The organism is Streptomyces sp. RB17 (assembly GCF_009604455.1).
Classification (GTDB): domain Bacteria; phylum Actinomycetota; class Actinomycetes; order Streptomycetales; family Streptomycetaceae; genus Streptomyces.
This window is the reverse complement of sequence record NZ_WEGL01000006.1, coordinates 133,948-153,990: the sequence shown is the minus strand read 5'-3', so window position 1 is coordinate 153,990 and position 20,043 is coordinate 133,948. Positions and strand designations below refer to the sequence as shown.

Here is a 20,043-nt window from a genome sequence, read left to right as displayed (position 1 = left end):
ACGGGGGTGACCCGATGACCGAAGTGCTGCTCCTTCTGGTGGCCATCCTGCTGTCGCTGGCCTGCGGCGCCTTCGTGGCGGCGGAGTTCTCGCTGACCACGGTGGAGCGCGGCGAGCTGGAGCGGGCGGCCGAACGCGGCGAGCGCGGCGCCCCGGGTGCCCTGAAGGCCGTACGGAACCTGACCTTCCAGCTCTCCGGCGCCCAGCTCGGCATCACCGTGACCAACCTGGTCGTCGGTATGCTCGCCGAACCCTCGATCGCCAAGCTGCTCGCCGGTCCGTTCCGGGCCATGGGCCTGTCCGGCGGTACGGCGAGTTCGGTGGCGCTGGTGCTGGGTACGGCGCTGTCCACGGTGTTCCTGATGGTCGTCGGCGAGCTGGTGCCGAAGAACTGGGCGATCTCCGCGCCGCTGGCCATGGCCAAGCGGGTGGGCAATCCGCAGCGCTGGTTCAGCGCGGTCTTCCGGCCCTTCATCACGCACCTGAACAGCACGGCCAACCACGTCGTGCGCCGGTTCGGCATCGAGCCCGCCGAGGAGCTGGCCTCGGCGCGCGGCCCGCAGGAGCTGGCGGCGCTCGCCCGGCACTCCGCCAAGGCGGGCGCGCTGGCGGCGGACACCGCCGAGCTGTTCGTGCGGACGCTGAACCTGGCCGACCTGACGGCGGAGAACGTGATGACCCCGCGGGTCCAGGTCATCGCCCTCGACGCGCAGGCGACCTGTGCGGACGTGGCGAACGCGACCCGGGCCACCGGTCTGTCCCGGTTCCCGGTCTACCGGGGCAGCCTGGACTCGGTCGTCGGCGTCGCCCACATCAAGGACGTCCTGGCCGTGCCCGCCGACCAGCGCCGCCACCGCCGCGTCTCCCAGGTGATGCGCGAGCCGCTGCTGGTGCCCGAGTCCCTGACCGTCGACCGGCTGCTGGACCGGCTGGGAGGCAAGCGCACCATGGCCGTCGTCATCGACGAGTACGGCGGCACGGCCGGCGTGGCGACCCTGGAGGACATCGTCGAGGAGGTCGTCGGCGAGGTACGCGACGAGCACGACCCGCACGAGACGCCCGACCTCGCCCCCGCCGGGGCGGACGAGCAGGGCCGGGCCCTGTACTCGGCCGACGGCGCCGCCCGCACCGACCAGCTGGCCCGCGTGGGTCTGCGCGTGCCCGAGGGGCCGTACGAGACCCTGGCCGGCCTGGTCGCGACCCTGCTCGGCCGGATACCGGTGAGCGGTGACACGGTCGAGGTCGCGGGCTGGCGGCTGGACGTGGTGGACGCCACGGGCCGCCGCGCGGCGCGGGTGCTGCTGCACGCGCCGCTGGACGACGAGCGGGCCCACGAGACACCGGAGGGGGCGCGATGACCGCCGTACAGCTGCTCATCGGGCTGGCGACCCTCGTCGTCAACGCCTTCTTCGTCGGCGCCGAGTTCGCGCTGATCTCCGTGCGCCGCTCGCAGGTCGAGCCGCTGGCCCAGGAGGGCGACCGGCGCGCGAAGAGCGTGCTGTGGGGTCTGGAGCACGTCTCCGCGCTGCTGGCCGCGGCCCAGCTTGGCATCACGCTGTGCACGCTGGTCCTGGGTGTCGTCGCCGAGCCGGCGATCGCGCATCTGCTGGAGCCGGTGTTCCACGCGCTCGGTGTGCCCGTGAGCGCGGGGCACGCGGTGTCCTTCGTGATCGCGCTGGCCCTGGCGACCTATCTGCACATGCTGCTGGGCGAGATGGTCCCGAAGAACATCGCGCTCGCCGAACCGGTGCGCAGCGTGCTGCTGCTCGGCCCGCCGCTGGTCGCGCTGTCCCGGACCCTGCGCCCGGTGATCTTCACGGTCAACGCGTTCGCCAACGGGCTGCTGAAGCTGCTCAGGGTGGAGGCGAGGGACGAGGTCGCGGCCACCTTCACGGACGCCGAACTCGCCGAGATCGTCAAGGACGCCAGCCAGGCGGGCCTGATCGACAACCGGGCGCAGGAACGGCTGCACGACGCCCTGGAGCTGGGCCGCCGGCCGGTGCGGGACGTCGTGGTGCCGCTGAAGCGGGTGGTGTACGCGCACATGGGCGTCACCCCGGATCAGTTGGAGCGGCTGTCGGCCGACTCGGGCTTCTCCCGGTTCCCGGTGGTCGACGTGGGCCGTCGGATCGTGGGGTATCTGCACGTCAAGGACGCGCTGGACGCCTCGCCGCGGGACGTGCCGTTCCGGCTGCGGGACATGCGGCCCATCGCGCGCGTACGGGAGCGGACCCCGCTGGACGACGTGCTCACCGCGATGCGTGGCAGCCGTACGCATCTCGCGGCGGTACTCGGCGACGACGGCCGGCTGGCCGGCCTCGTGACCATGGAGGACGTGCTGCGGGAACTGTTCGGTCAGCCCGCGTGAGCCTCCGGCGGATCCCGCGGGGTTGCCGGCCGGGTCCGGCCCCCGGGGCCGGCCGTCCCCGGGCGAACTGCCCCGAGTCGGAGCCGGCCCTGGCGACTCCGGGTCGACCAGCCGGACCCGGCGTCCGATCCGGGTGATTCCGGGGCGACCAGCCGGACCCGGCGCCGGCCAAGGTGACTACCGGCGACGAGCCGAGGGCCGACCACAAGTGACCCCGGCGACGAGCCGAACCCGAGAGCCGACCACAGGTGACTCGCGGACCATCCGCCGAACCCGAGAGCGGGCCACCGGTGGCTCTCGGCGACCAGGCGAACCCGAGAGCGGGCCACCCGTGGCTCTCGGCGACCCATCGGGCCCGGAAGCCGGCCGCCGGCGGCTCCCGGCGCCCAGCCGGAGCCGAGAGCCAGCCACACGCGGCGACTCCCGGCGACGAGCCGAACCCGAGAGCCGACCACAAGTGACTCGCGGACAACCCGCCGGACCCGGGTGCGGTCCTGGACGTCTCGGGGGTGACCGACCGGCGGGTATGGAGCCGGGATACCATCGCTCACGCCATGCAGACGAATCCCACACCTCCTCCTTACAGCAGCCTGGTCGCGGTCGGTGACTCCTTCACCGAGGGCATGTCGGACCTGCTGCCCGACGGCTCCTACCGGGGCTGGGCCGACCTGCTCGCCGCGCGGATGGCCGCCCGCACGCCGGGCTTCCGGTACGCCAACCTGGCCGTGCGCGGGAAGCTGATCGCGCAGATCGTCGACGAGCAGGTGGGCGTGGCCGCAGCCATGAACGCCGATGTGATCACACTGGTCGGCGGGCTCAACGACACCCTGCGGCCCAAGTGCGACATGGGCCGGGTGAAGGGTCTGCTGACCGAGGCCGTGGAGCGCCTGGCCCCGTCCTGCGGACAACTGGTGCTGATGCGCAGCCCCGGCCGTCAGGGCCCGGTGCTGGAGCGGTTCCGGCCCCGCATGGAGGAGCTGTTCTCCTGCGTGGAGGAGCTGGCCGGCAAGCACGGCGCGGTCGTCGTCGACCTGTACGGGGCGCCCGCGCTGGGCGACCCCCGGTTGTGGGACGTGGACCGGCTGCATCTGACGGCGGAGGGGCACCGCCGGGTCGCCGAGGCGGTCTGGCAGACGCTCGGGTACGAGCCGGAGGACACCGAGTGGCATGTGCCGATGCCGGCCACGGTGCCGCCGGGCTGGGTGACGCGCCGGGTGGCGGACGTGCGGTTCGCCCGGGAGCATCTGCTGCCGTGGATCGGGCGGCGCCTGACCGGCCGCTCCTCCGGTGACGGCCGGACAGGCGCCCACTTTAGCGCTGAGCTGGGCAAAGCCTTCTGGGTCACCCCTGCTGACCACACAAACCCCCGCTCTGTGACGGACTGGCGACAGGTGGGGCCCTAACGCGAGACTCTTCACCAACGGTCGTTCTTCGACGCGACGTTGCCCGACACCTCGAAGCGTGGAGAACGGCCGTCCTGCTGCAGGAACGAACCAAGATCCGGCGAGGTTCAACAACAAGCCGATGTCCGGCACTGTTTCGCGGGCGAGGCCTGGGCCCGGTCGTCTGGGTGGTGTGATCGCCGTCGCTGTGCATATTCGTGTGGCCTTCTAGAGTCGGCTCGCCTTTCTTCGATGGCGCTGGCGCGCCCTTGACCGTGTGCGCCGTCTGGCGCCCGATGCGACACAAGCGGGCTCCACCGCATGGCGATGGAGTCGTGCCTCGAGGAGGAACGTTCATGAAGGCCCGAAGGATCGGCGCCGTCGCCGCAACGGCAATGGCGCTGGTGGCAGCCCGCGACCTTGTCCAGAAGCGGCACGCACTGCTGCGGAACTTCCCGGTGATCGGGCACGCCAGGTACCTGCTGGAGACGATAGGGCCGGAGCTGCGGCAGTACATCGTGACCTCCAACGAGGAGGAGCGCCCATTCAGCCGTGACCAGCGCACCTGGATCTACGCGTCGGCGAAGGAAGAGAACAACTACTTCGCGTTCGGCACCGAGGTCGACGTCGAGCACGTCCAGGGGCACGCCTACCTGAAGCAGCGCACCTTCGCCGGCGCTCTGCCCGACGCGCACGACCCGCAGGTCCCGCTGCCCTCGGCCAAGGTGCTGGGCGGTCCGCGCGGGCGTGCCAAGGCCTTCCGGCCCGCGAGCGTCGTGAACATCTCGGCGATGAGCTTCGGCTCGCTCTCCGGCGCGGCCATCACGGCGCTCAACAAGGGAGCGGCGCTGGCGGGCACGATGCACAACACCGGCGAGGGCGGCCTGTCGCCGTACCACCGCAGCGGCGGCGACTTGGTGCTGCAGATCGGCACCTCGTACTTCGGCTGCCGCAACGAGGACGGCAGCTTCAACCTCGACAAGCTCAAGGACGTGGTCGCGAGCGCCCCCGTCAAAGCAATCGAGATCAAGCTCTCCCAGGGTGCCAAGCCGGGGCTGGGCGGGATGCTGCCGGGCGCCAAGGTGACACCGGAGATCGCCGAAATCCGCGGCATCCCCGTCGGTAAGGACTGCGCCTCCCCGTCGCGGCACACCGCGTTCAGCGACGTCGACTCCATGCTCGACTTCGTCGAGCTGCTCGCCACCGAGACCGGTCTGCCGGTCGGGGTCAAGAGCGCGGTGGGCGAGCTGGGCTTCTGGCAGGAGCTGGCCACGCTGATGGCACGTGGTGACCGTGGCGTCGACTTCGTGACCGTCGACGGCAGCGAGGGCGGCACCGGGGCGGCGCCGCGGATCTTCGCCGACTCGGTGTCGCTGCCGTTCCGGATGGGCTTCTCCCGGGTCTACGGCACCTTCGCCGAGCTCGGGCTCACCGACGAGCTGACCTTCATCGGCTCCGGCAAGCTCGGCCTGCCCGAGAACGCCGCGGTCGCCTTCGCCCTGGGCGCCGACATGATCAACGTGGCCCGTGAGGCGATGCTGTCGATCGGCTGCATCCAGTCGCAGAAGTGCCACACCGACAAGTGCCCCACCGGCATCGCCACCCAGAACCAGTGGCTGGCCCGCGGCCTGGACCCGACCTCGAAGGCCACCCGGGCCGCTGTCTACCTGCGCACCCTGCGCAGGGAGCTGATGAAGGTCTCGTCGGCTGTCGGCGTCGCCCACCCGGGACTCATCACCGCGGATGACATCGAGATCATGAACGGCGACTACGAGGCCCGCACCCTGGCCGGCGTCTACGGCTACAAGGACGGCTGGGGCGAGCTCGGCCCGCACCTTGCCAAGGAGATCACCGAGCTGCTCGTCACCACGCCGACCTCCACGAACAGCCGGCCGGAGTGATCGCAACGTGTCCGAAGAAGTGAGATTCAAGAGCGTCGTCGGCCCCGAGCTGGCCGGGTCGATCGACCTGCCGGAGGGCGAGGTCCGGGGCTGGGGGATCTTCGTCCACGGATTCACGCTCGGCAAGGACTCGCCGGCCGCGGCGCGGGTCAGCAAGCAGTTGGCCCGCGAGGGGATCGGCATGCTGCGCTACGACAACCTCGGGATCGGCGATTCCGACGGCGACTGGGGTGACGGTTCCTTCACAGTCAAGGTCCAGGACACCGTCCGCGCGGCAAACCTGATGGCAGAGCGGGGGACTCCGGCGGATCTGCTGGTGGGTCACTCGTGGGGAGGCGCCGCCGCCATCGCCGCGGCGGCCGAGGCGACCGGCGTCCGCGCCGTCGCCACGATCGGGGCGCCCGCCGACCCCAGCCACGTGGAGCACCAGTACGACGCGGTCGTGGATCGCGTGCTCAGTGACGGGCAGCACGAGTGGTTCGTCGGCGGGCGGACCCTGGTCCTCAAGCGCGCCTTCGTCGAGGACGTCCGCCGTGCCCGTCTGCACGACCGGGTCCGTGAGTTGGACCGGCCGCTGCTCGTGATGCACTCGCCCACCGACGACACCGTGGACGTCGCCAACGCCGGGGAGATCTTCCGCATGGCGCGGCACCCGCGAAGCTTCGTCTCGCTCGAAGGAGCGGACCACCTCATGACCGCACGAGGGCAGGCGCAGCGAGCCGCCCACATCATCAGCGCCTGGGCCGACCAGTACATCCACGCCTCACGACCCGCGGGAAAGGACGTCTTGGGTGCTCGATAGCGTGAGTGGCTCGACGGCCATGGGTGTCACACCGTCCGGTGACGGCCGCCCGGCGACGCGTCCGGATCTGCTGCCGTACGAGGCTCAGGCGTAGCGCCGCGGCCATGACCATGTGACTGGCCTCTCGTAGCTTCCGCCGAACAGGGGCATGGCGTTGGCCTGCACAAATCACCAGTAGAATCTGGACACGTGACTTCCGCCGCGCCCGCCAAGCCCCGCATTCCGAACGTCCTCGCCGGACGCTACGCCTCCGCCGAGCTCGCCACGCTCTGGTCCCCCGAGCAGAAGGTGAAGCTGGAGCGGCAGCTCTGGCTCGCCGTGCTGCGCGCCCAGAAGGACCTCGGCATCGAGGTGCCGGACGAGGCGATCGCCGACTACGAGCGCGTCCTCGACACCGTCGACCTGGCCTCGATCGCCGAGCGCGAGAAGGTCACGCGGCACGACGTGAAGGCGCGGATCGAGGAGTTCAACGACCTCGCCGGGCACGAGCACGTGCACAAGGGCATGACCTCCCGCGACCTCACCGAGAACGTCGAGCAGCTGCAGATCCGGCTCTCGCTGGAGCTGATGCGCGACCGTACGGTGGCCGTGCTGGCGCGCCTGGGCAAGCTGGCCGGCGAGTACGCCGAGCTGGTCATGGCCGGCCGCTCGCACAACGTGGCCGCGCAGGCCACCACGCTCGGCAAGCGGTTCGCGACCGCCGCCGACGAGCTGATCGTCGCCCACGGCCGAGTCGAGGAGCTGCTGGGCCGCTACCCGCTGCGCGGCATCAAGGGCCCCGTCGGCACCGCGCAGGACATGCTGGACCTGCTGGGCGGCGACGCGGCGAAGCTCGCCGAGCTGGAGCACCGGATCGCCGGGCACCTGGGCTTCTCGCAGGCGTTCACCTCCGTCGGCCAGGTCTACCCGCGTTCGCTGGACTACGAGGTCGTCACCGCGCTGGTGCAGCTGGCGGCGGCACCGTCCTCGCTGGCCAAGACGATCCGGCTGATGGCCGGGCACGAGCTGGTCACCGAGGGCTTCAAGCCGGGCCAGGTCGGCTCCTCCGCCATGCCGCACAAGATGAACACCCGCTCCTGCGAGCGCGTCAACGGCCTGATGGTCATCCTGCGGGGCTACGCCTCGATGACCGGCGAGCTGGCGGGCGACCAGTGGAACGAGGGCGACGTGTCCTGCTCGGTGGTGCGCCGCGTCGCGCTCCCGGACGCGTTCTTCGCCCTCGACGGTCTGCTGGAGACCTTCCTGACGGTCCTCGACGAGTTCGGCGCCTTCCCGGCCGTCGTCGCCCGCGAACTGGACCGCTACCTGCCGTTCCTGGCCACCACCAAGGTCCTCATGGGCGCCGTGCGCGCCGGGGTCGGCCGCGAGGTCGCGCACGAGGCGATCAAGGAGAACGCCGTCGCTACGGCGCTCGCGATGCGCGAGCAGGGCGCCGAGCGCAACGACCTGCTCGACAAGCTCGCCGCCGACGAGCGGCTGCCCCTCGACCGCGAGCAGCTCGCCGCGCTGATGGCCGACAAGCTGTCCTTCACCGGTGCCGCCGCCGACCAGGTCGGTGTCGTCGTCGGCCGGATCGAGGAGATCGTCAAGCAGCACCCGGAGGCGGCCGGTTACACCCCCGGGGCGATCCTCTGACCGGCACGCCCCGCTCTCCCCGCTTCACGAAGGCGGACCTGGAGGCCGCCCGTGACCGTCTCGTACCGGACGTCGTCGCGGACGGCCTCCGCGTGCTCTTCTGCGGCATCAACCCTGGGCTCATGACGGCGGCGACCGGTCACCACTTCGCCCGCCCCGGCAACCGGTTCTGGCCCGTGCTGCATCTGTCGGGCTTCACCCCGAGGCTGCTGAAGCCGCCCGAGCAGCAGGAGCTGCTGTCGTACGGACTGGGCATCACGAACGTCGTGGCGCGGGCGACCGCGCGGGCCGACGAGCTGAGCGCCGAGGAGTACATCGAGGGCGGACGGCTGCTCACCGCGAAGGTGACCCGGCTCAGGCCGAGGTGGCTGGCCGTGGTCGGGGTGACCGCGTACCGGGCCGCCTTCGGCGACCGCACGGCCCGGGTGGGCCCGCAGGAACGGACCGTCGGGGACAGCCGGGTCTGGGTACTGCCCAATCCCAGCGGGCTGAACGCGCACTGGACAGCGGCGACCATGGCGGAGGAGTTCGCCCGGCTGCGCGAGGCGGCGGGCTCCACCGGTCATGGCGGGTCGGTCTCCGTGACTATCCCGAGCAGCTGAAACGGCAGCTCCTCGTCCCACTGGGAAACGCCGAGACCGACCCACCGGCCCGCGTCCGGCGCCCGCCACAGCTGCACATCCGGGACATGACCACTGAGCCCGGCCCACGGCTCCTCGATGTCCTCGCCGTCCGTGCCCCGCTCGAGCACGCTGTACAGGCTGAAGTGCTGTGGCAGCCCCCACCGCTCGATGAGCCGCTCGGCGAGTCCGACGCGGTCGGCGTCAACTTGCGCCGCCGTCTCCTCCCGTTCGCTGCCGTCGCCGTCCCAGGACTCTCCGCTCGTCTGTAAGGCGGCTATGTGGAATCCGGGCCCGCTCTCGCCGTGCTCCGTCCTGCTGTGCTCCGCGGGGAACTCCCGGGCGCACAGCAGGTCGATGACGGTCAGGCACGTAGCGATGTCCATGAGATCCAGTAAAGCGGGCACCACTGACAATTGGCGGGCCGTCAGGCGTCCCGGCGCTCGATGGTCCACGCGCCGGCGAGGAGGGCCGCCGCCGCCCACAGAGCGCTGACCGCGAGCCCGCTCCAGGGGCCCAGGGGGCCGTCGTAGCTGCTGTGCAGGACCACTTGACCGGCCCGGTCGGGAAGGAAGTCGGCGACGCCCGAGGACATGTCTCCGATCACGAAGGACACGATCAGCAGGAACGGGATGAGGAGGGAGAGGGTCGCGACGCCGCTGCGCAGCACGGCGGCGAGGCCGGTCGCGAACAGCGCCATCAGGGTGAGCTGCAGGCCGCAGCCGACGGCGCCGCGCAGTCCCTCGGCCCAGGTCGGGCCGGAGGCGCCGAGGGCGGACTTGGCCACCAGCAGCGTCACCCCGCCCGTGAGCAGTCCGACGGCGAGGACGGGCAGCGCGATCGCGGTCGCCTTCGCGGCGAACCAGCGCCGCCGGTCGGGCGCGGCAGCCAGCGTCAGCCGCAGGCCGCCGCCCCGGAACTCCGAGGACAGGGCCGTCGTACCGAAGGCGATCGCGGCGATCTGTCCGAAGCTGATGCCGAAGAACGCCGAGAACAACGGGTCCGTGTCACCGGCGTCGGGGGAGGCGGAGGCGAGCGCGGAGAACGCGGCGGTGGCGAGGAGGACGGCGGCCAGGGAGCCGACGAGCGACCGCAGTGTCCGGATCTTGATCCACTCGGCGTGCAGGACCGGGGTGAACGGCATGGTCAGGCCTCCTGGGGCTGGGCGGTGAACTCGGCTTCGGCGGCGGTCAGATCGAAGTAGGCCTGCTCCAAGGTGCCCTCCTGAGCGGCCAGCTCCAGTACGGGTACGCCCGCCTCGGACATCAGACGGCCGAGGTCGTCCACGCGCGCGTGCCGCACGAGCCATGTCCCGTCCTCGTGCCGGGTGGCGTCGTGGCCGTGCCGGGCGAGCAGATCGCCGAGCGCGACGGCGTCGGTGGTGCGGATCCTGACCTGAGGCCGTACCCGCGCGTGGATGAACTCCTGGACGGGGGTGTCGGCGAGGAGCCGGCCACGTCCGAGGATCACGAGGTGGTCGGCGAAGGCCGCGGTCTCGTGCATCAGATGGCTGGAGACCAGGACCGTACGGCCGTCCGCGGCGAGCCCGCGCAGCAGCGTGCGGATCCAGGCGATGCCTTCGGGGTCGAGGCCGTTGGCGGGCTCGTCGAGCAGGATCACCTCGGGGTCGCCGAGCAGGGCCGCGGCGATGCCGAGCCGTTGGCGCATACCGAGGGAGTAGGTCTTCACCCGGCGCCGGGCCACCTCGGCGAGGCCGGTCTGCTCCAGGACCGTGTCGACCCGGTGGCCTGGGATGCGGTTGCTCGCCGCCAGGGCCCGCAGATGGTCGTGCGCGCTGCGGGAGCCGTGCGCGGCCCCCGCGTCCAGCAGGGCGCCCACCCGGCGGAGCGGCTCGCTGAATTCGGCGTAGGCCCGGCCGCCGATGGTGGCGGTGCCGGAGGTGGGCCGGTCCAGGCCGAGGACGAGCCGCATGGTGGTGGACTTGCCGGCGCCGTTCGGGCCGAGGAATCCGGTGACGCGGCCTGGGCGGACGCTGAAGGTCAGGTGGTCCACGGCCCGGCGGGCACCGTACTCCTTGGTGAGGTCACGTACGTCGATGGTGGTCATGGCTCCAGGCTGCCGTGGTCCGGGAGTTGGCTCCTCCCCCACCGGTGGAGATCGTCTCCCCCGTGCGGGGGAGGTCTGTTGTCGGTGCCGCCTGCGACGATGTCGTCATGGTCCACATGCTCCGCTTCCTGCGCCCGCTGCGGCGCGGGACGACGTACACGCGGCTGCTGCATCTGTGGGTGCCCATGCTGATGGAGAGCGTGTGGCTGTTCATCGACATGTCGAAGCCCTGGGTGCCGGCGCTGGTGCTCGTCCCCGTGGGGTTCGTGCCCGCCGTACGGGTGGGCGAAGGAGTGCAGGCGCGGCTGCTGCTGACTCCCGGTGAGCAGAGGCCGGGCATCTCCGAGGCTCCGTCGCGGACGTGGCGGGACCGGCTGCGTACGGTGCTGTGGCTGGAGGTGCGGTGGGTCCTTGCCTGGCCCGCGGGTTTCGCCACGGTGTGGCTGCCTGTCGTGGCGGTCGAGCTGGCACGCTGCGCGTGGGGACGGGCGCCGTCCGGGATGCCGCTGCTCGACGGGCTGCCGCCCGACCGCGCGTGGGCGTTGCTGACGCCGCTCCCGCTGCTCGCCCTGTACGGCGTGGCCGTCGGCCTGGGCGAGCTCGTCACGCTCTGCGCGCGCCGGCTGCTCGGCCCGTCGGCCGCCGAGCGGCTGGCGGCTCTGGAGGAGCGCACCGAACAACTGCTGGAACGCACCCGCATCGCACGGGAGTTGCACGACTCGATCGGGCACGCGCTCACGGTGGCCGTGGTGCAGGCCGGTGCGGCGCGGGCGGCGGGCGACCCGGACTTCACCGATCGGGCGCTGGACGCGATCGAGGAGACCGGCCGGGCCGCTCTGGCGGATCTGGAGCGCGTGCTGGGGGTGCTGCGCGAGACGGAACGGCCGGTGAGCGCCCGGCCCACGCTGGCGGACGCCGGCCGCCTGCTGGAGTCGGCGCGCGCCTCCGGGGCGAAGGTCGACGCGGAGGTGACCGGAGCGGTCGACGCCGTGCCGGGGCCGGTGTCCCGCGAGGGCTACCGGATCCTCCAGGAGGCGCTCACCAATGTGCTGCGGCACGCCGGAGCCGTGCCGGTGCGGGTCCGGGTCGCGGTCGGCGACGGCACGCTCGCCCTGGAGGTGCGCAACCCCCTGTCTGGGCCGATGTCAGGGGCGGGCCGGGGCAGTGGCCTGCGGGGCATACGGGAGCGGGCCGCGCTGCTCGGCGGCACCGCCCGGACCGGTCCCGACGCGGGCGACTGGGAGGTGCGCGCGGAGCTGCCGATCAACTGATCTAGGCTGGCCGGATGCCGGTCACCGTACTCCTCGTGGACGACGAACCCCTGGTCCGCGCCGGTCTGCGCGCCGTACTCGAGGCACAGCCCGACATCGAGGTGGTCGGCGAGGCGGCCGACGGCGCGGCGGTCATCCCGCTGGTGCGGCAACTGCGACCGGACGTGGTCGCCATGGACGTGCGTATGCCGCTGATGGACGGCATCGAGGCCACGCAGGCGGTGCTGCGCACGGTGGCCGACCCGCCGAAGATCCTCGTGGTGACGACCTTCGAGGACGACGAGTACGTGTACGAGGCGTTGCGCGCGGGAGCCGACGGGTTCCTGCTGAAGCGGGCCCGTCCGGCCGAGATCGTGCACGCGGTGCGACTGGTCGCGGCTGGCGAGTCGCTGCTGTTCCCGGCGTCCGTACGCCGCCTCGCCGCCCGGTACGGCGACGGCGACCGGCCGGCCCGTGCCGCGCTGGAGCGGGCCCGGCTGACCGAGCGGGAGGCGGAGGTGCTGCGGCTCATGGCGCGCGGGCTGTCGAACGCGGAGATCGCCGCCCGGCTGGTCGTGGGCACGGAGACGGTCAAGTCGCATGTGAGCGCCGTGCTGGCCAAGCTCGGGGCGCGCGACCGCACCCAGGCGGTGATCGTGGCGTACGAGTCGGGGTTCGTGGAACCGGGGTGAGCCGGCCGGCCGTGCGGAAGCCGGCACTCGCCGGGGCGCGCCGGGCCGAGTACGATCCGCCCAACACGGCCGCGAGCTGGAAGGACGGACGGTGGGGCAGCTGACCGGCGGCGATCCCTCGCTGCTGCGAAGGATCAATTCCGCGGTGGTGCTGCACGCGCTGCGGGCCACGGACTGCGCGACGCTCACCGAGATCACCCGGGTCACCGGACTGTCCCGGCCGACCGTCGAGGGTGTCGTCGAAGGGCTCATCGAGGGCGGGCTCGTCGTGGAGACCGCGGCCGACGAGGGCACGGCGCGCCGTCAGGGGCGGCCCGCACGCCGGTTCCGGTTCCGGGCCGAGGCGGGGCATCTGCTGGGCCTGGAGATCGGGCCGCACCGGGTCGCCGCGCTGCTGTCCGACCTGGACGGGCGGGTGCTGGGCTCGCAGGCCAAGGAGGTCGACGAGACGGCGCCGGCGGACGAGCGGCTCGAGAGGCTGCGCGGCGCGGTCGCCGAGCTGCTGCGCCGGGCCGGGGTGGCGCGCGGCTCGCTGCGGGCGGTGGGCGTGGGCACGCCGGGGATCGTGGAGGCCGACGGCACGGTACGGCTGAGCACGGCGCTGCCGCAGTGGACGGGCCTGAAGCTGGGTGAGCGGCTCAGCCGCTCCTTCAAGTGCCCGGTGCTGGTGGAGAACGACGCCAACGCGGCGGCCGTCGCCGAGCACTGGAAGGGCGCGGCGGCCGAGTCTGACGACGTGGTGTTCGTGCTGGCCGGACTGAGCCCGGGTGCGGGTTCGTTGATCGGCGGGCGGCTGCACCGGGGCTACGGCGGGGCTGCCGGGGAGATCGGCGCGTTGCATCTGCTGGGCCGGGAGGCCACCCCGGAGACGCTGCTGTCCACCACCGACCAGCCGCTGCACCCGCTGGACGAGCAGGCGGTCGCCGAGGTGTTCGCGCTGGCCCGGGAGGGCGACCAGCGGGCGCGGGCGGCCGTGGAGCGGTTCATCCAGCGGCTGGTGCACGACGTGGCCGCGCTGGTGCTGGCGCTGGATCCCGAGCTGGTGGTGATCGGCGGGTGGGCGGCCGGTCTCGACGGCGTCCTGGAGCCCCTGCGCCGCGAACTGGCCCGCTACTGTCTGCGGCCGCCGGAGGTGGCATTGTCCGTGCTGGGCGAGGCGGTCGTGGCCACGGGGGCGCTGCGCTTGGCCTTGGACCACGTGGAGGAACAGCTGTTCGCGGTGGACGGCTCGGTGACGGCGCGGCGCTGAGCGGTGCGCCTTGGGGAGCCGCGGGTGCCGGGTACGGTCCCGTCTTGCTGCTGCGGCGCCGTCGTGGCTGGTCGCGCAGTTCCCCGCGCCCCTGGGGTCGGCGGCCCCACCTGGAGATACGGGGATCTGCGCACGTGATGCCAGGCGCGGTCGTCGCGCCGCTGCGGCGCCGTTATGGCTGGTCGCGCAGTTCCCCGCGCCCCTGGGGTTGGCGGCGCCGCTCGGCGCCGACGAGGTGGCCGGTGGTCAGGACGCCTGGCGTTCTGGGTCGTGGTGTATTTCCACGTCCGGGGAGTCGCCGAAGGTCAGGCGGCAGGTGTCGGCGCGGTAGGTGGCGACGGACAGGGCGGTGGTGCGGCCCGCGGCGAAGAAGCGGGTGGTGACGACGAGGACCGGGGAGCCGGGGAGCCGGTCGAGGTCCTTGGCGTCGTCGGCGCGGGCGGAGCCGAGTTCGACGGCGCGGTCCTGGCCCTCGAGCGTCAGGTGCTGGAGCTCGCGCAGCACCGCACGCGCGCGTGCCGGGCCGGACGGGGCGTCGATCGCGGTGAGGTCGGGAACCGAGGCCGCCGGGATGTAGAGGAGTTCGGTGGCGACCCGCTGGCCGTGGGACATCCGGGAGCGGCGCACGGTGTGCACGGGCTCCTCCGCGCCGGTCTCCAGGGCCGCGGCGACCGCGGCGGGCGGCACGGCCTGGTCGCAGTCGACGAGCTGCCAGGCGTCCGAGGCGGCGCCCGGCCACACGTGCTGCTCGGTGCCGACGGCCAGGCCGACCCGCGGGGGCGCGACGGTCGTACCGACTCCGCGGCGGCGCTGCAGCCGGCCCTCCAGCTCGAGCTGTTCGAGGGCCTGGCGGAGCGTGGCGCGGGCCACGCCGAACCGGGCGGCGAGGTCGCGTTCGTTGGGCAGAATCTCACCGACCGAGAACTCGGAGTCCAGTGCCTCGCTGAGCACGGTCCTGAGATGCCAGTACTTCGGTTCCGGCACCGATTCCAGCTGCGTGGTCCCCACCCTGTCCTCCGCAAGAGCCGTGGTCCGGCGATTTTTAGCGCCCTTGTTTATTAAAGGTTGTTGCACTTCTCTGCGACCATAAGGCGGCCTTCACCCTTGGTCAAGACCAATCCTCGATCCCCTGGGCCATGCACAGCCGTCCTGCCGCGGAGCGTTCATGGGGCGTTCGTACGCGGCGGGGTGTGTGACATCGCGGCAAAGCCCCCGTCACGGGACGGGGCTCACGAGGCGTGTGTGGTTCGACGGGTTCAGCGGTCGGCGAGGTGCCGCAGCTTGTCCGGGTTGCGGACGATGTACACGGTCGTGACGCGGCCGTCGGCGATGTCCACCTGGACCAGGCTCTCGGGCCTGCCGTCGAACAGCACCAGCAGCGCCGGGCCGCCGTTGGCCTGCAGGAAGCGGAAGGACAGGGCCACCGCGGACTGCAGCGCGACGGCGACGAGGAACCGGCCGACCTTGTCGGCGGTGTGCAGGATCCGCAGGGGCGCCTGGGCCTTGCCACCGCTGTCGCCGACCAGGCGCACGTCCGGGGCGAGCAGGGACATGAGCCCGTCCAGGTCACCGTCGACCGCGGCGGCGAGGAAACGCTCGGTCAGCTCGCGTCGCTGGGCGGGGTCCACGTCGTAGCGCGGCCGCCGTTCGTCGACGTGCCGGCGCGCCCGTCCGGCCAGTTGCCGTACCGCCGCCTCGCCGCGGTCGAGCAGGGCGGCGATCTCGGCGTACGGGTAGCCGAACGCCTCCCTGAGCACGAAGACGGCCCGCTCCAGCGGCGACAGCGACTCCAGGACGACCAGCAGGGCGAGGGACACGCTGTCGGCGAGCACGGCCTGCTCGGCCGCGTCCGGGGCGGCGTCGCCGAACTCGGTGACATACGGCTCCGGCAGCCACGGCCCGACGTACGTCTCGCCGCGCGTCTGCACCTGGCGCAGCCGGTCGATGGCCAGCCGGGTGGTGACGCGCACCAGGTAGGCGCGCGGTTCGCGGACCTCCGCGCGGTCGGCGCGGGACCAGCGCAGCCAGGCGTCCTGGACCACGTCCTCGGCATCGGCCACGCGGCCGAGCATGCGATAGGCGACACCCACGAGCAGGGGGCGGTGCTCTTCGAAGACATCGGTCGCGGTCTCGGTCGTCATCGTGCCATCCGATCCGACACGCGTCGGGGCTGTCCACCCGGAATCGGCCCGTCCGGCGCAGGACCGGCTCACAATGACCGCGGACCGCCGGAAGCCGGCGGCCGGCAACGGGAGGTGGCCGATGCGGTACGCGGTGCTGGGCACGGGCGAGGTGGGCCGCACGCTGGGCGGCAGACTGGTGGAGCTGGGGCACGAGGTGACCCTGGGATCGCGCGTCAAGGACAACCCGGCGGCGCTGGAGTGGGCCACGGCTTCGGCGGAGCGGGCCCGTGCGGGCACGTTCGCGGAGGCGGCCGCGGCGGCCGAGGTGGTCATCAACGCGGTGGGCGGCCGGGTGGCGCTCGACGCCCTGCGGGCGGCCCGCGCGGAGCACCTGGACGGCAAGGTCCTGGTGGACGTCTCCAATCCGCTGGCCTTCGAGGACGGCCAACCGCGGCTGGACCCGGTGGAGTCGGACAGTGTGGGCGAACAGATCCAGCGGGCCTTTCCGCACGCGCGCGTGGTGAAGACGCTGAACACGGTCAACTGTCAGGTGATGGTGGATCCGGGCCGGGTGCCGGGTGCGCACCACCTGTTCGTGTGCGGTGAGGACGCCGGGGCCAAGGAGCAGGTGACGGCGCTGCTGGGGGAGTTCGGATGGCCGGCCGAGCGGGTGCTGGACCTGGGCGGGATCCAGGCCGCGCGGGCGACGGAGATGTATCTGCCGCTGTGGCTCACCATGATGCGGCAGTTGGGGACCGCGGACTTCAACATCGAGGTGCGCCGGGCGGGCTGACCACCGCCGGAGCGCGGACGTACCCTCGCCGGGGGCTACCAGCCGGTAGCAATTGCTGACAAGCTGTCTACGGCGTCCGTCAGCACCCAGACGAGGAGCACCCCATGTCCGCCACCGCCTCCTTCAAGGTCACCACTTCGCACGGCCCGAAGGACGTGACCGTGTCCTACGCGCGCGTAGGACACGGCGAACCGCTGGTACTGCTGCACGGCATCGGACATCACCGGCAGGCCTGGGACCCGGTCGTGGACATCCTCGCCACCGAGCGCGACGTCATCGCCGTCGACCTGCCGGGGTTCGGCGCGTCCCCCGGCCTGCCGGACGGCCTCACCTACGACCTGCCCACCACCAATTCCGTGCTCGGCGCCCTGTTCGAGGCGCTGGACCTGGACCGGCCGCACATAGCGGGCAACTCGCTGGGCGGCCTGCTCGCCCTGGAGCTCGGCCGGGAGAAGCTCGTGCGGTCCGTCACGGCCCTCTCCCCCGCCGGGTTCTGGACGGAGGCCGAGCGCCGGTACGCCTTCACGGTGCTGCTCGCGATGCGGGGCATCGCCCAGCGGCTCCCGCTGCCGCTGGTGGAGCGGCTGTCGCGCACCGCGGCCGGCCGTACCGCGCTGACGAGCACCATCTACGCGCGGCCCGCGCGCCGCGCCCCGGAGGCCGTGGTCGCCGAGACCCTCGCGCTGGTGGGGGCCACCGGGTTCGACGCGACGCTGCAGGCGGGCACCGCCGTCCGGTTCACCGACGCCCTGCCGGGACTGCCGGTCACGGTGGCCTGGGGAACCCGGGACCGGCTCCTCGTGCGCCGCCAGGGCGTGCGCGCCAAGCAGCTGATCCCGCACGCCCGGCTGGTACGGCTGCCCGGCTGCGGCCACTGCCCCATGAACGACGACCCGGCACTGGTCGCGCGGGTCATCCTGGACGGCAGCCGCTGAACCGACCGACGCGGTCGGCACCGGCGGCGGCTCGACCGGCCCTGGCTCGGTGAAGGGGCCGGCGCCGGCCGCGGGCAACGGGCGCCGGCCTTCGGCCGCCGGCGGGACTCGCGGACGGCGTCGGGCCCTAATGGTGGGGCGGGCCGGGCGCAACTGTTGCCGCGCTGCAGGGGGTGGCAGCCGCCGGTTCAAGCCCCCGCTGAGTGACGTGTCCGGGCCATCGGTGCCACTCGGCCGTGGCCGACGGACGACACGGCCAGGTGGACCGCGCGGTCGCGGTCACGCCGGGGGTGCCGCCGATCCTGGTCCCCGGCGTGTAGGCCGGCTTCCCGTGCACGCGTGGTCCGCCGTACGGCTGACGGGCCATTCCGCCGCGGCGACCCCTCGGTGGACCCTGCCCAAGCCCCGTTGTTCACTTCGGGTTTCCGCGCGCGCCGCAGCGTCCCAGTAGGTGTGGCTCTGCACACTGGCCGGATCCCGTTCCTGGAGGCGCAGCCATGTCAGACCGTCCGCTCCCTGGCCGCCGCAGCGTTCTGCGCGGCTCCCTCGTCGCCTCGGCGGCGCTCACCCTGCCCGTCGGTCTCGGCGCGGCCCCCGCGTTCGCCCGCTCCGGGCGCCCCCAGGCGAGCTGGGGCGTACAGGCGGGCGATGTGACCACCGACTCCGGCCTGGTATGGGTGCGTTCGGACCGGCCGGCCCGGATGATCGTGGAGACCTCGGCCACCGAGTCGTTCCGCAACCCGCGCAGATGGCACGGTCCGCTGCTGGGCTCCGGCACGGACTTCACCGGCACCACCCGGCTGCACGGCCTGCCGTCGGGCGAGCAGATCCACTACCGCGTGCTGCTCACCGATCCGGACGACCCGCGCCGCACGAGCGAGCCGGTCACCGGCACCTTCCGTACCGCTCCCGCCCGGCGCCGCCAGGGCGTGCGGTTCGTGTGGTCCGGTGACCTGGCCGGACAGGGCTGGGGCATCAACGAGTCCATCGGCGGTTACCGCATCTTCGACGCGATGGCGAAGGTCGACCCCGACTTCTTCCTGTGCAGCGGCGACAACATCTACGCCGACGGCCCCATCGCGGCGACCGCGACCCTGCCCGACGGCAGTGTCTACCGGAACGTCACGACCGAGGAGAAGTCGCACGTCGCGACCACCCTGGCCGACTACCGGGGCAACTTCCGCTACAACCTGCTGGACTCGGCACTGCGCCGGTTCAACGCCCAGGTGCCGAACATCATCCAGTGGGACGACCACGAGGTCCGCAACAACTGGTACCCGGGCGAGGTCATCGGCACCGGCACCCCCTACCCGGCCGGCACCAGGCTCGACGACCTGGCGCTGCGCTCCCGGCAGGCGTTCTCCGAGTACTTCCCGATCTCGACCGTCAGCGAGCGCCCCGACGGCCGGATCTACCGGGTCGTCCACCACGGTCCGCTGCTCGACGTGTTCGTGCTCGACATGCGCACCTACCGCAACGCGAACTCCCCCGACGACCAGACCACGGACCCGGTGGGCATCCTCGGCCCTGAGCAGCTGGAGTGGCTCAAGCGGGAGCTCGCCACGTCCCGCGCGGTGTGGAAGGTGATCGCCAACGACATGCCGCTCGGCCTTGTGGTGCCCGACCCGGTCGAGGGCAAGCCGAACTTCGAGGCCGTCGCGCAGGGCGACCCGGGCGCTCCGCTCGGCCGCGAGCTGCAGATCGCCGAGCTGCTGCGCTTCATCAAGCACCGGAAGATCACCGGCACGGTGTGGCTGACGGCCGACGTGCACCACACCTCCGCGCAGCACTACGCCCCCTCGCGGGCCGCGTTCAAGGACTTCGAGCCGTTCTGGGAGTTCGTCTCCGGCCCGCTGAACGCCGGTGCCTTCCCGGCCAACGCGCTGGACGGCACGTTCGGCCCGGACCGGGTGTTCGTCAAGGCGCCCACCGCGTCCAATGTGTCGCCCGCCCAGGGCTACCAGTTCTTCGGCGAGGTCGACATCGACGGCGGCAGCGGAGAACTGACGGTACGGCTGCGCGAGTACGACGGCACCGTGCTGTTCACGCAGACGCTCCAGCCGGGCCGGGTCGGCCAGTAGGCGCGACCGGGCGGCTGGTCCCGTACCCTTGATCCGTGCCGCGCGCCGGCGTCATCCCACGGGGCGCGGCACGGCCAACTCCTCTGCTCTACGGCCCTTTTCACAGGTCAGGCCGATTGTCAGTGGCCGCCTCTACGGTTTTCGT

The 20,043-nt window shown here is 72.4% G+C and carries 18 protein-coding genes; 13 read left to right on the top strand and 5 right to left on the bottom strand.

Annotated elements, in window-relative coordinates; genetic code table 11:
* Nucleotides 1–14 precede the first annotated feature (14 nt).
* The 7 genes from SRB17_RS25895 to mug all read left to right on the top strand — a co-directional run bounded on the left by SRB17_RS25895 (nucleotide 15) and on the right by mug (nucleotide 8,690).
* Complete coding sequence (locus tag SRB17_RS25895) at nucleotides 15–1,358, top strand: hemolysin family protein (RefSeq protein ID WP_153542559.1); 1,344 nt, start codon at nucleotides 15–17, stop codon at nucleotides 1,356–1,358.
* Complete coding sequence (locus SRB17_RS25890) at nucleotides 1,355–2,368, top strand: hemolysin family protein (RefSeq protein ID WP_153542558.1); 1,014 nt, start codon at nucleotides 1,355–1,357, stop codon at nucleotides 2,366–2,368. The genes SRB17_RS25895 and SRB17_RS25890 overlap by 4 nt, the downstream gene beginning before the upstream one ends.
* 554 nt (nucleotides 2,369–2,922) lie before the next feature.
* Nucleotides 2,923–3,771 carry an SGNH/GDSL hydrolase family protein gene (locus SRB17_RS25885; RefSeq protein ID WP_153542557.1) on the top strand — a complete coding sequence of 283 codons (849 nt, stop codon included), beginning with the start codon at nucleotides 2,923–2,925 and terminating at the stop codon, nucleotides 3,769–3,771.
* Between the two features lie 335 nt (nucleotides 3,772–4,106).
* Nucleotides 4,107–5,651, top strand: a complete 1,545-nt coding sequence (locus SRB17_RS25880) for an FMN-binding glutamate synthase family protein (protein WP_153542556.1) — start codon at nucleotides 4,107–4,109, stop codon at nucleotides 5,649–5,651.
* Between the two features lie 7 nt (nucleotides 5,652–5,658).
* Nucleotides 5,659–6,453, top strand: coding sequence for an alpha/beta hydrolase family protein (locus SRB17_RS25875; RefSeq protein ID WP_323376244.1), 795 nt, complete (start codon nucleotides 5,659–5,661; stop codon nucleotides 6,451–6,453).
* 189 nt (nucleotides 6,454–6,642) lie between these two features.
* On the top strand, nucleotides 6,643–8,088 hold the full coding sequence (gene purB / locus SRB17_RS25870; RefSeq protein WP_323376243.1) for an adenylosuccinate lyase: 1,446 nt from the start codon (nucleotides 6,643–6,645) through the stop codon (nucleotides 8,086–8,088).
* 38 nt (nucleotides 8,089–8,126) lie between these two features.
* The gene (gene mug / locus SRB17_RS25865) at nucleotides 8,127–8,690 is read left to right on the top strand and encodes a G/U mismatch-specific DNA glycosylase (RefSeq protein ID WP_153542967.1); all 564 of its coding nucleotides are present in this window, start codon (nucleotides 8,127–8,129) and stop codon (nucleotides 8,688–8,690) included.
* On the opposite strand, the gene SRB17_RS25860 is transcribed toward mug, so the two are convergent.
* The 3 genes from SRB17_RS25860 to SRB17_RS25850 are packed head-to-tail and all read right to left on the bottom strand — an operon-like array spanning nucleotide 8,651 to nucleotide 10,775.
* The gene (locus SRB17_RS25860; RefSeq protein ID WP_153542554.1) at nucleotides 8,651–9,094 is read right to left on the bottom strand and encodes a hypothetical protein; all 444 of its coding nucleotides are present in this window, start codon (nucleotides 9,092–9,094) and stop codon (nucleotides 8,651–8,653) included. The two genes, mug and SRB17_RS25860, sit on opposite strands and share 40 nt — an antisense overlap.
* Nucleotides 9,095–9,135: 41 nt before the next feature.
* On the bottom strand, nucleotides 9,136–9,852 hold the full coding sequence (locus tag SRB17_RS25855) for an ABC transporter permease (protein WP_153542553.1): 717 nt from the start codon (nucleotides 9,850–9,852) through the stop codon (nucleotides 9,136–9,138).
* Nucleotides 9,853–9,854: 2 nt separating this feature from the next.
* On the bottom strand, nucleotides 9,855–10,775 hold the full coding sequence (locus SRB17_RS25850; RefSeq protein ID WP_153542552.1) for an ATP-binding cassette domain-containing protein: 921 nt from the start codon (nucleotides 10,773–10,775) through the stop codon (nucleotides 9,855–9,857).
* Nucleotides 10,776–10,891: 116 nt separating this feature from the next.
* On the opposite strand from SRB17_RS25850, the gene SRB17_RS25845 reads away from it, so the two are divergent.
* The 3 genes from SRB17_RS25845 (at nucleotide 10,892) to SRB17_RS25835 (ending at nucleotide 13,966) form a co-directional block, all read left to right on the top strand.
* Nucleotides 10,892–12,046 (top strand): sensor histidine kinase, encoded by a 1,155-nt coding sequence (locus SRB17_RS25845; RefSeq protein ID WP_153542966.1) that lies wholly within the window; start codon nucleotides 10,892–10,894, stop codon nucleotides 12,044–12,046.
* A 14-nt stretch (nucleotides 12,047–12,060) separates the two neighbouring features.
* Entirely contained in the window at nucleotides 12,061–12,717 is a 657-nt protein-coding gene (locus SRB17_RS25840) for a response regulator (RefSeq protein ID WP_153542551.1), read from the top strand.
* A 91-nt stretch (nucleotides 12,718–12,808) separates the two neighbouring features.
* Nucleotides 12,809–13,966: an ROK family transcriptional regulator gene (locus tag SRB17_RS25835; RefSeq protein ID WP_323376242.1), complete on the top strand. Its 1,158-nt coding sequence runs from the start codon at nucleotides 12,809–12,811 to the stop codon at nucleotides 13,964–13,966.
* Nucleotides 13,967–14,212: 246 nt separating this feature from the next.
* Here the strand turns inward: SRB17_RS25835 and SRB17_RS25830 are convergent, their stop codons facing one another.
* On the bottom strand, nucleotides 14,213–14,974 hold the full coding sequence (locus SRB17_RS25830; protein WP_323376241.1) for a GntR family transcriptional regulator: 762 nt from the start codon (nucleotides 14,972–14,974) through the stop codon (nucleotides 14,213–14,215).
* Nucleotides 14,975–15,222: 248 nt separating this feature from the next.
* Nucleotides 15,223–16,107 (bottom strand): RNA polymerase sigma-70 factor, encoded by an 885-nt coding sequence (locus tag SRB17_RS25825; protein WP_153542549.1) that lies wholly within the window; start codon nucleotides 16,105–16,107, stop codon nucleotides 15,223–15,225.
* Nucleotides 16,108–16,228: 121 nt separating this feature from the next.
* On the opposite strand from SRB17_RS25825, the gene SRB17_RS25820 reads away from it, so the two are divergent.
* From SRB17_RS25820 to SRB17_RS25810, 3 genes are all read left to right on the top strand, one after another.
* Nucleotides 16,229–16,882, top strand: a complete 654-nt coding sequence (locus tag SRB17_RS25820; RefSeq protein ID WP_153542964.1) for an NADPH-dependent F420 reductase — start codon at nucleotides 16,229–16,231, stop codon at nucleotides 16,880–16,882.
* Nucleotides 16,883–16,986: 104 nt separating this feature from the next.
* The gene (locus tag SRB17_RS25815; RefSeq protein ID WP_153542548.1) at nucleotides 16,987–17,817 is read left to right on the top strand and encodes an alpha/beta fold hydrolase; all 831 of its coding nucleotides are present in this window, start codon (nucleotides 16,987–16,989) and stop codon (nucleotides 17,815–17,817) included.
* Nucleotides 17,818–18,314: 497 nt separating this feature from the next.
* The gene (locus SRB17_RS25810; RefSeq protein ID WP_153542547.1) at nucleotides 18,315–19,898 is read left to right on the top strand and encodes an alkaline phosphatase D family protein; all 1,584 of its coding nucleotides are present in this window, start codon (nucleotides 18,315–18,317) and stop codon (nucleotides 19,896–19,898) included.
* Nucleotides 19,899–20,043: the final 145 nt, after the last annotated feature.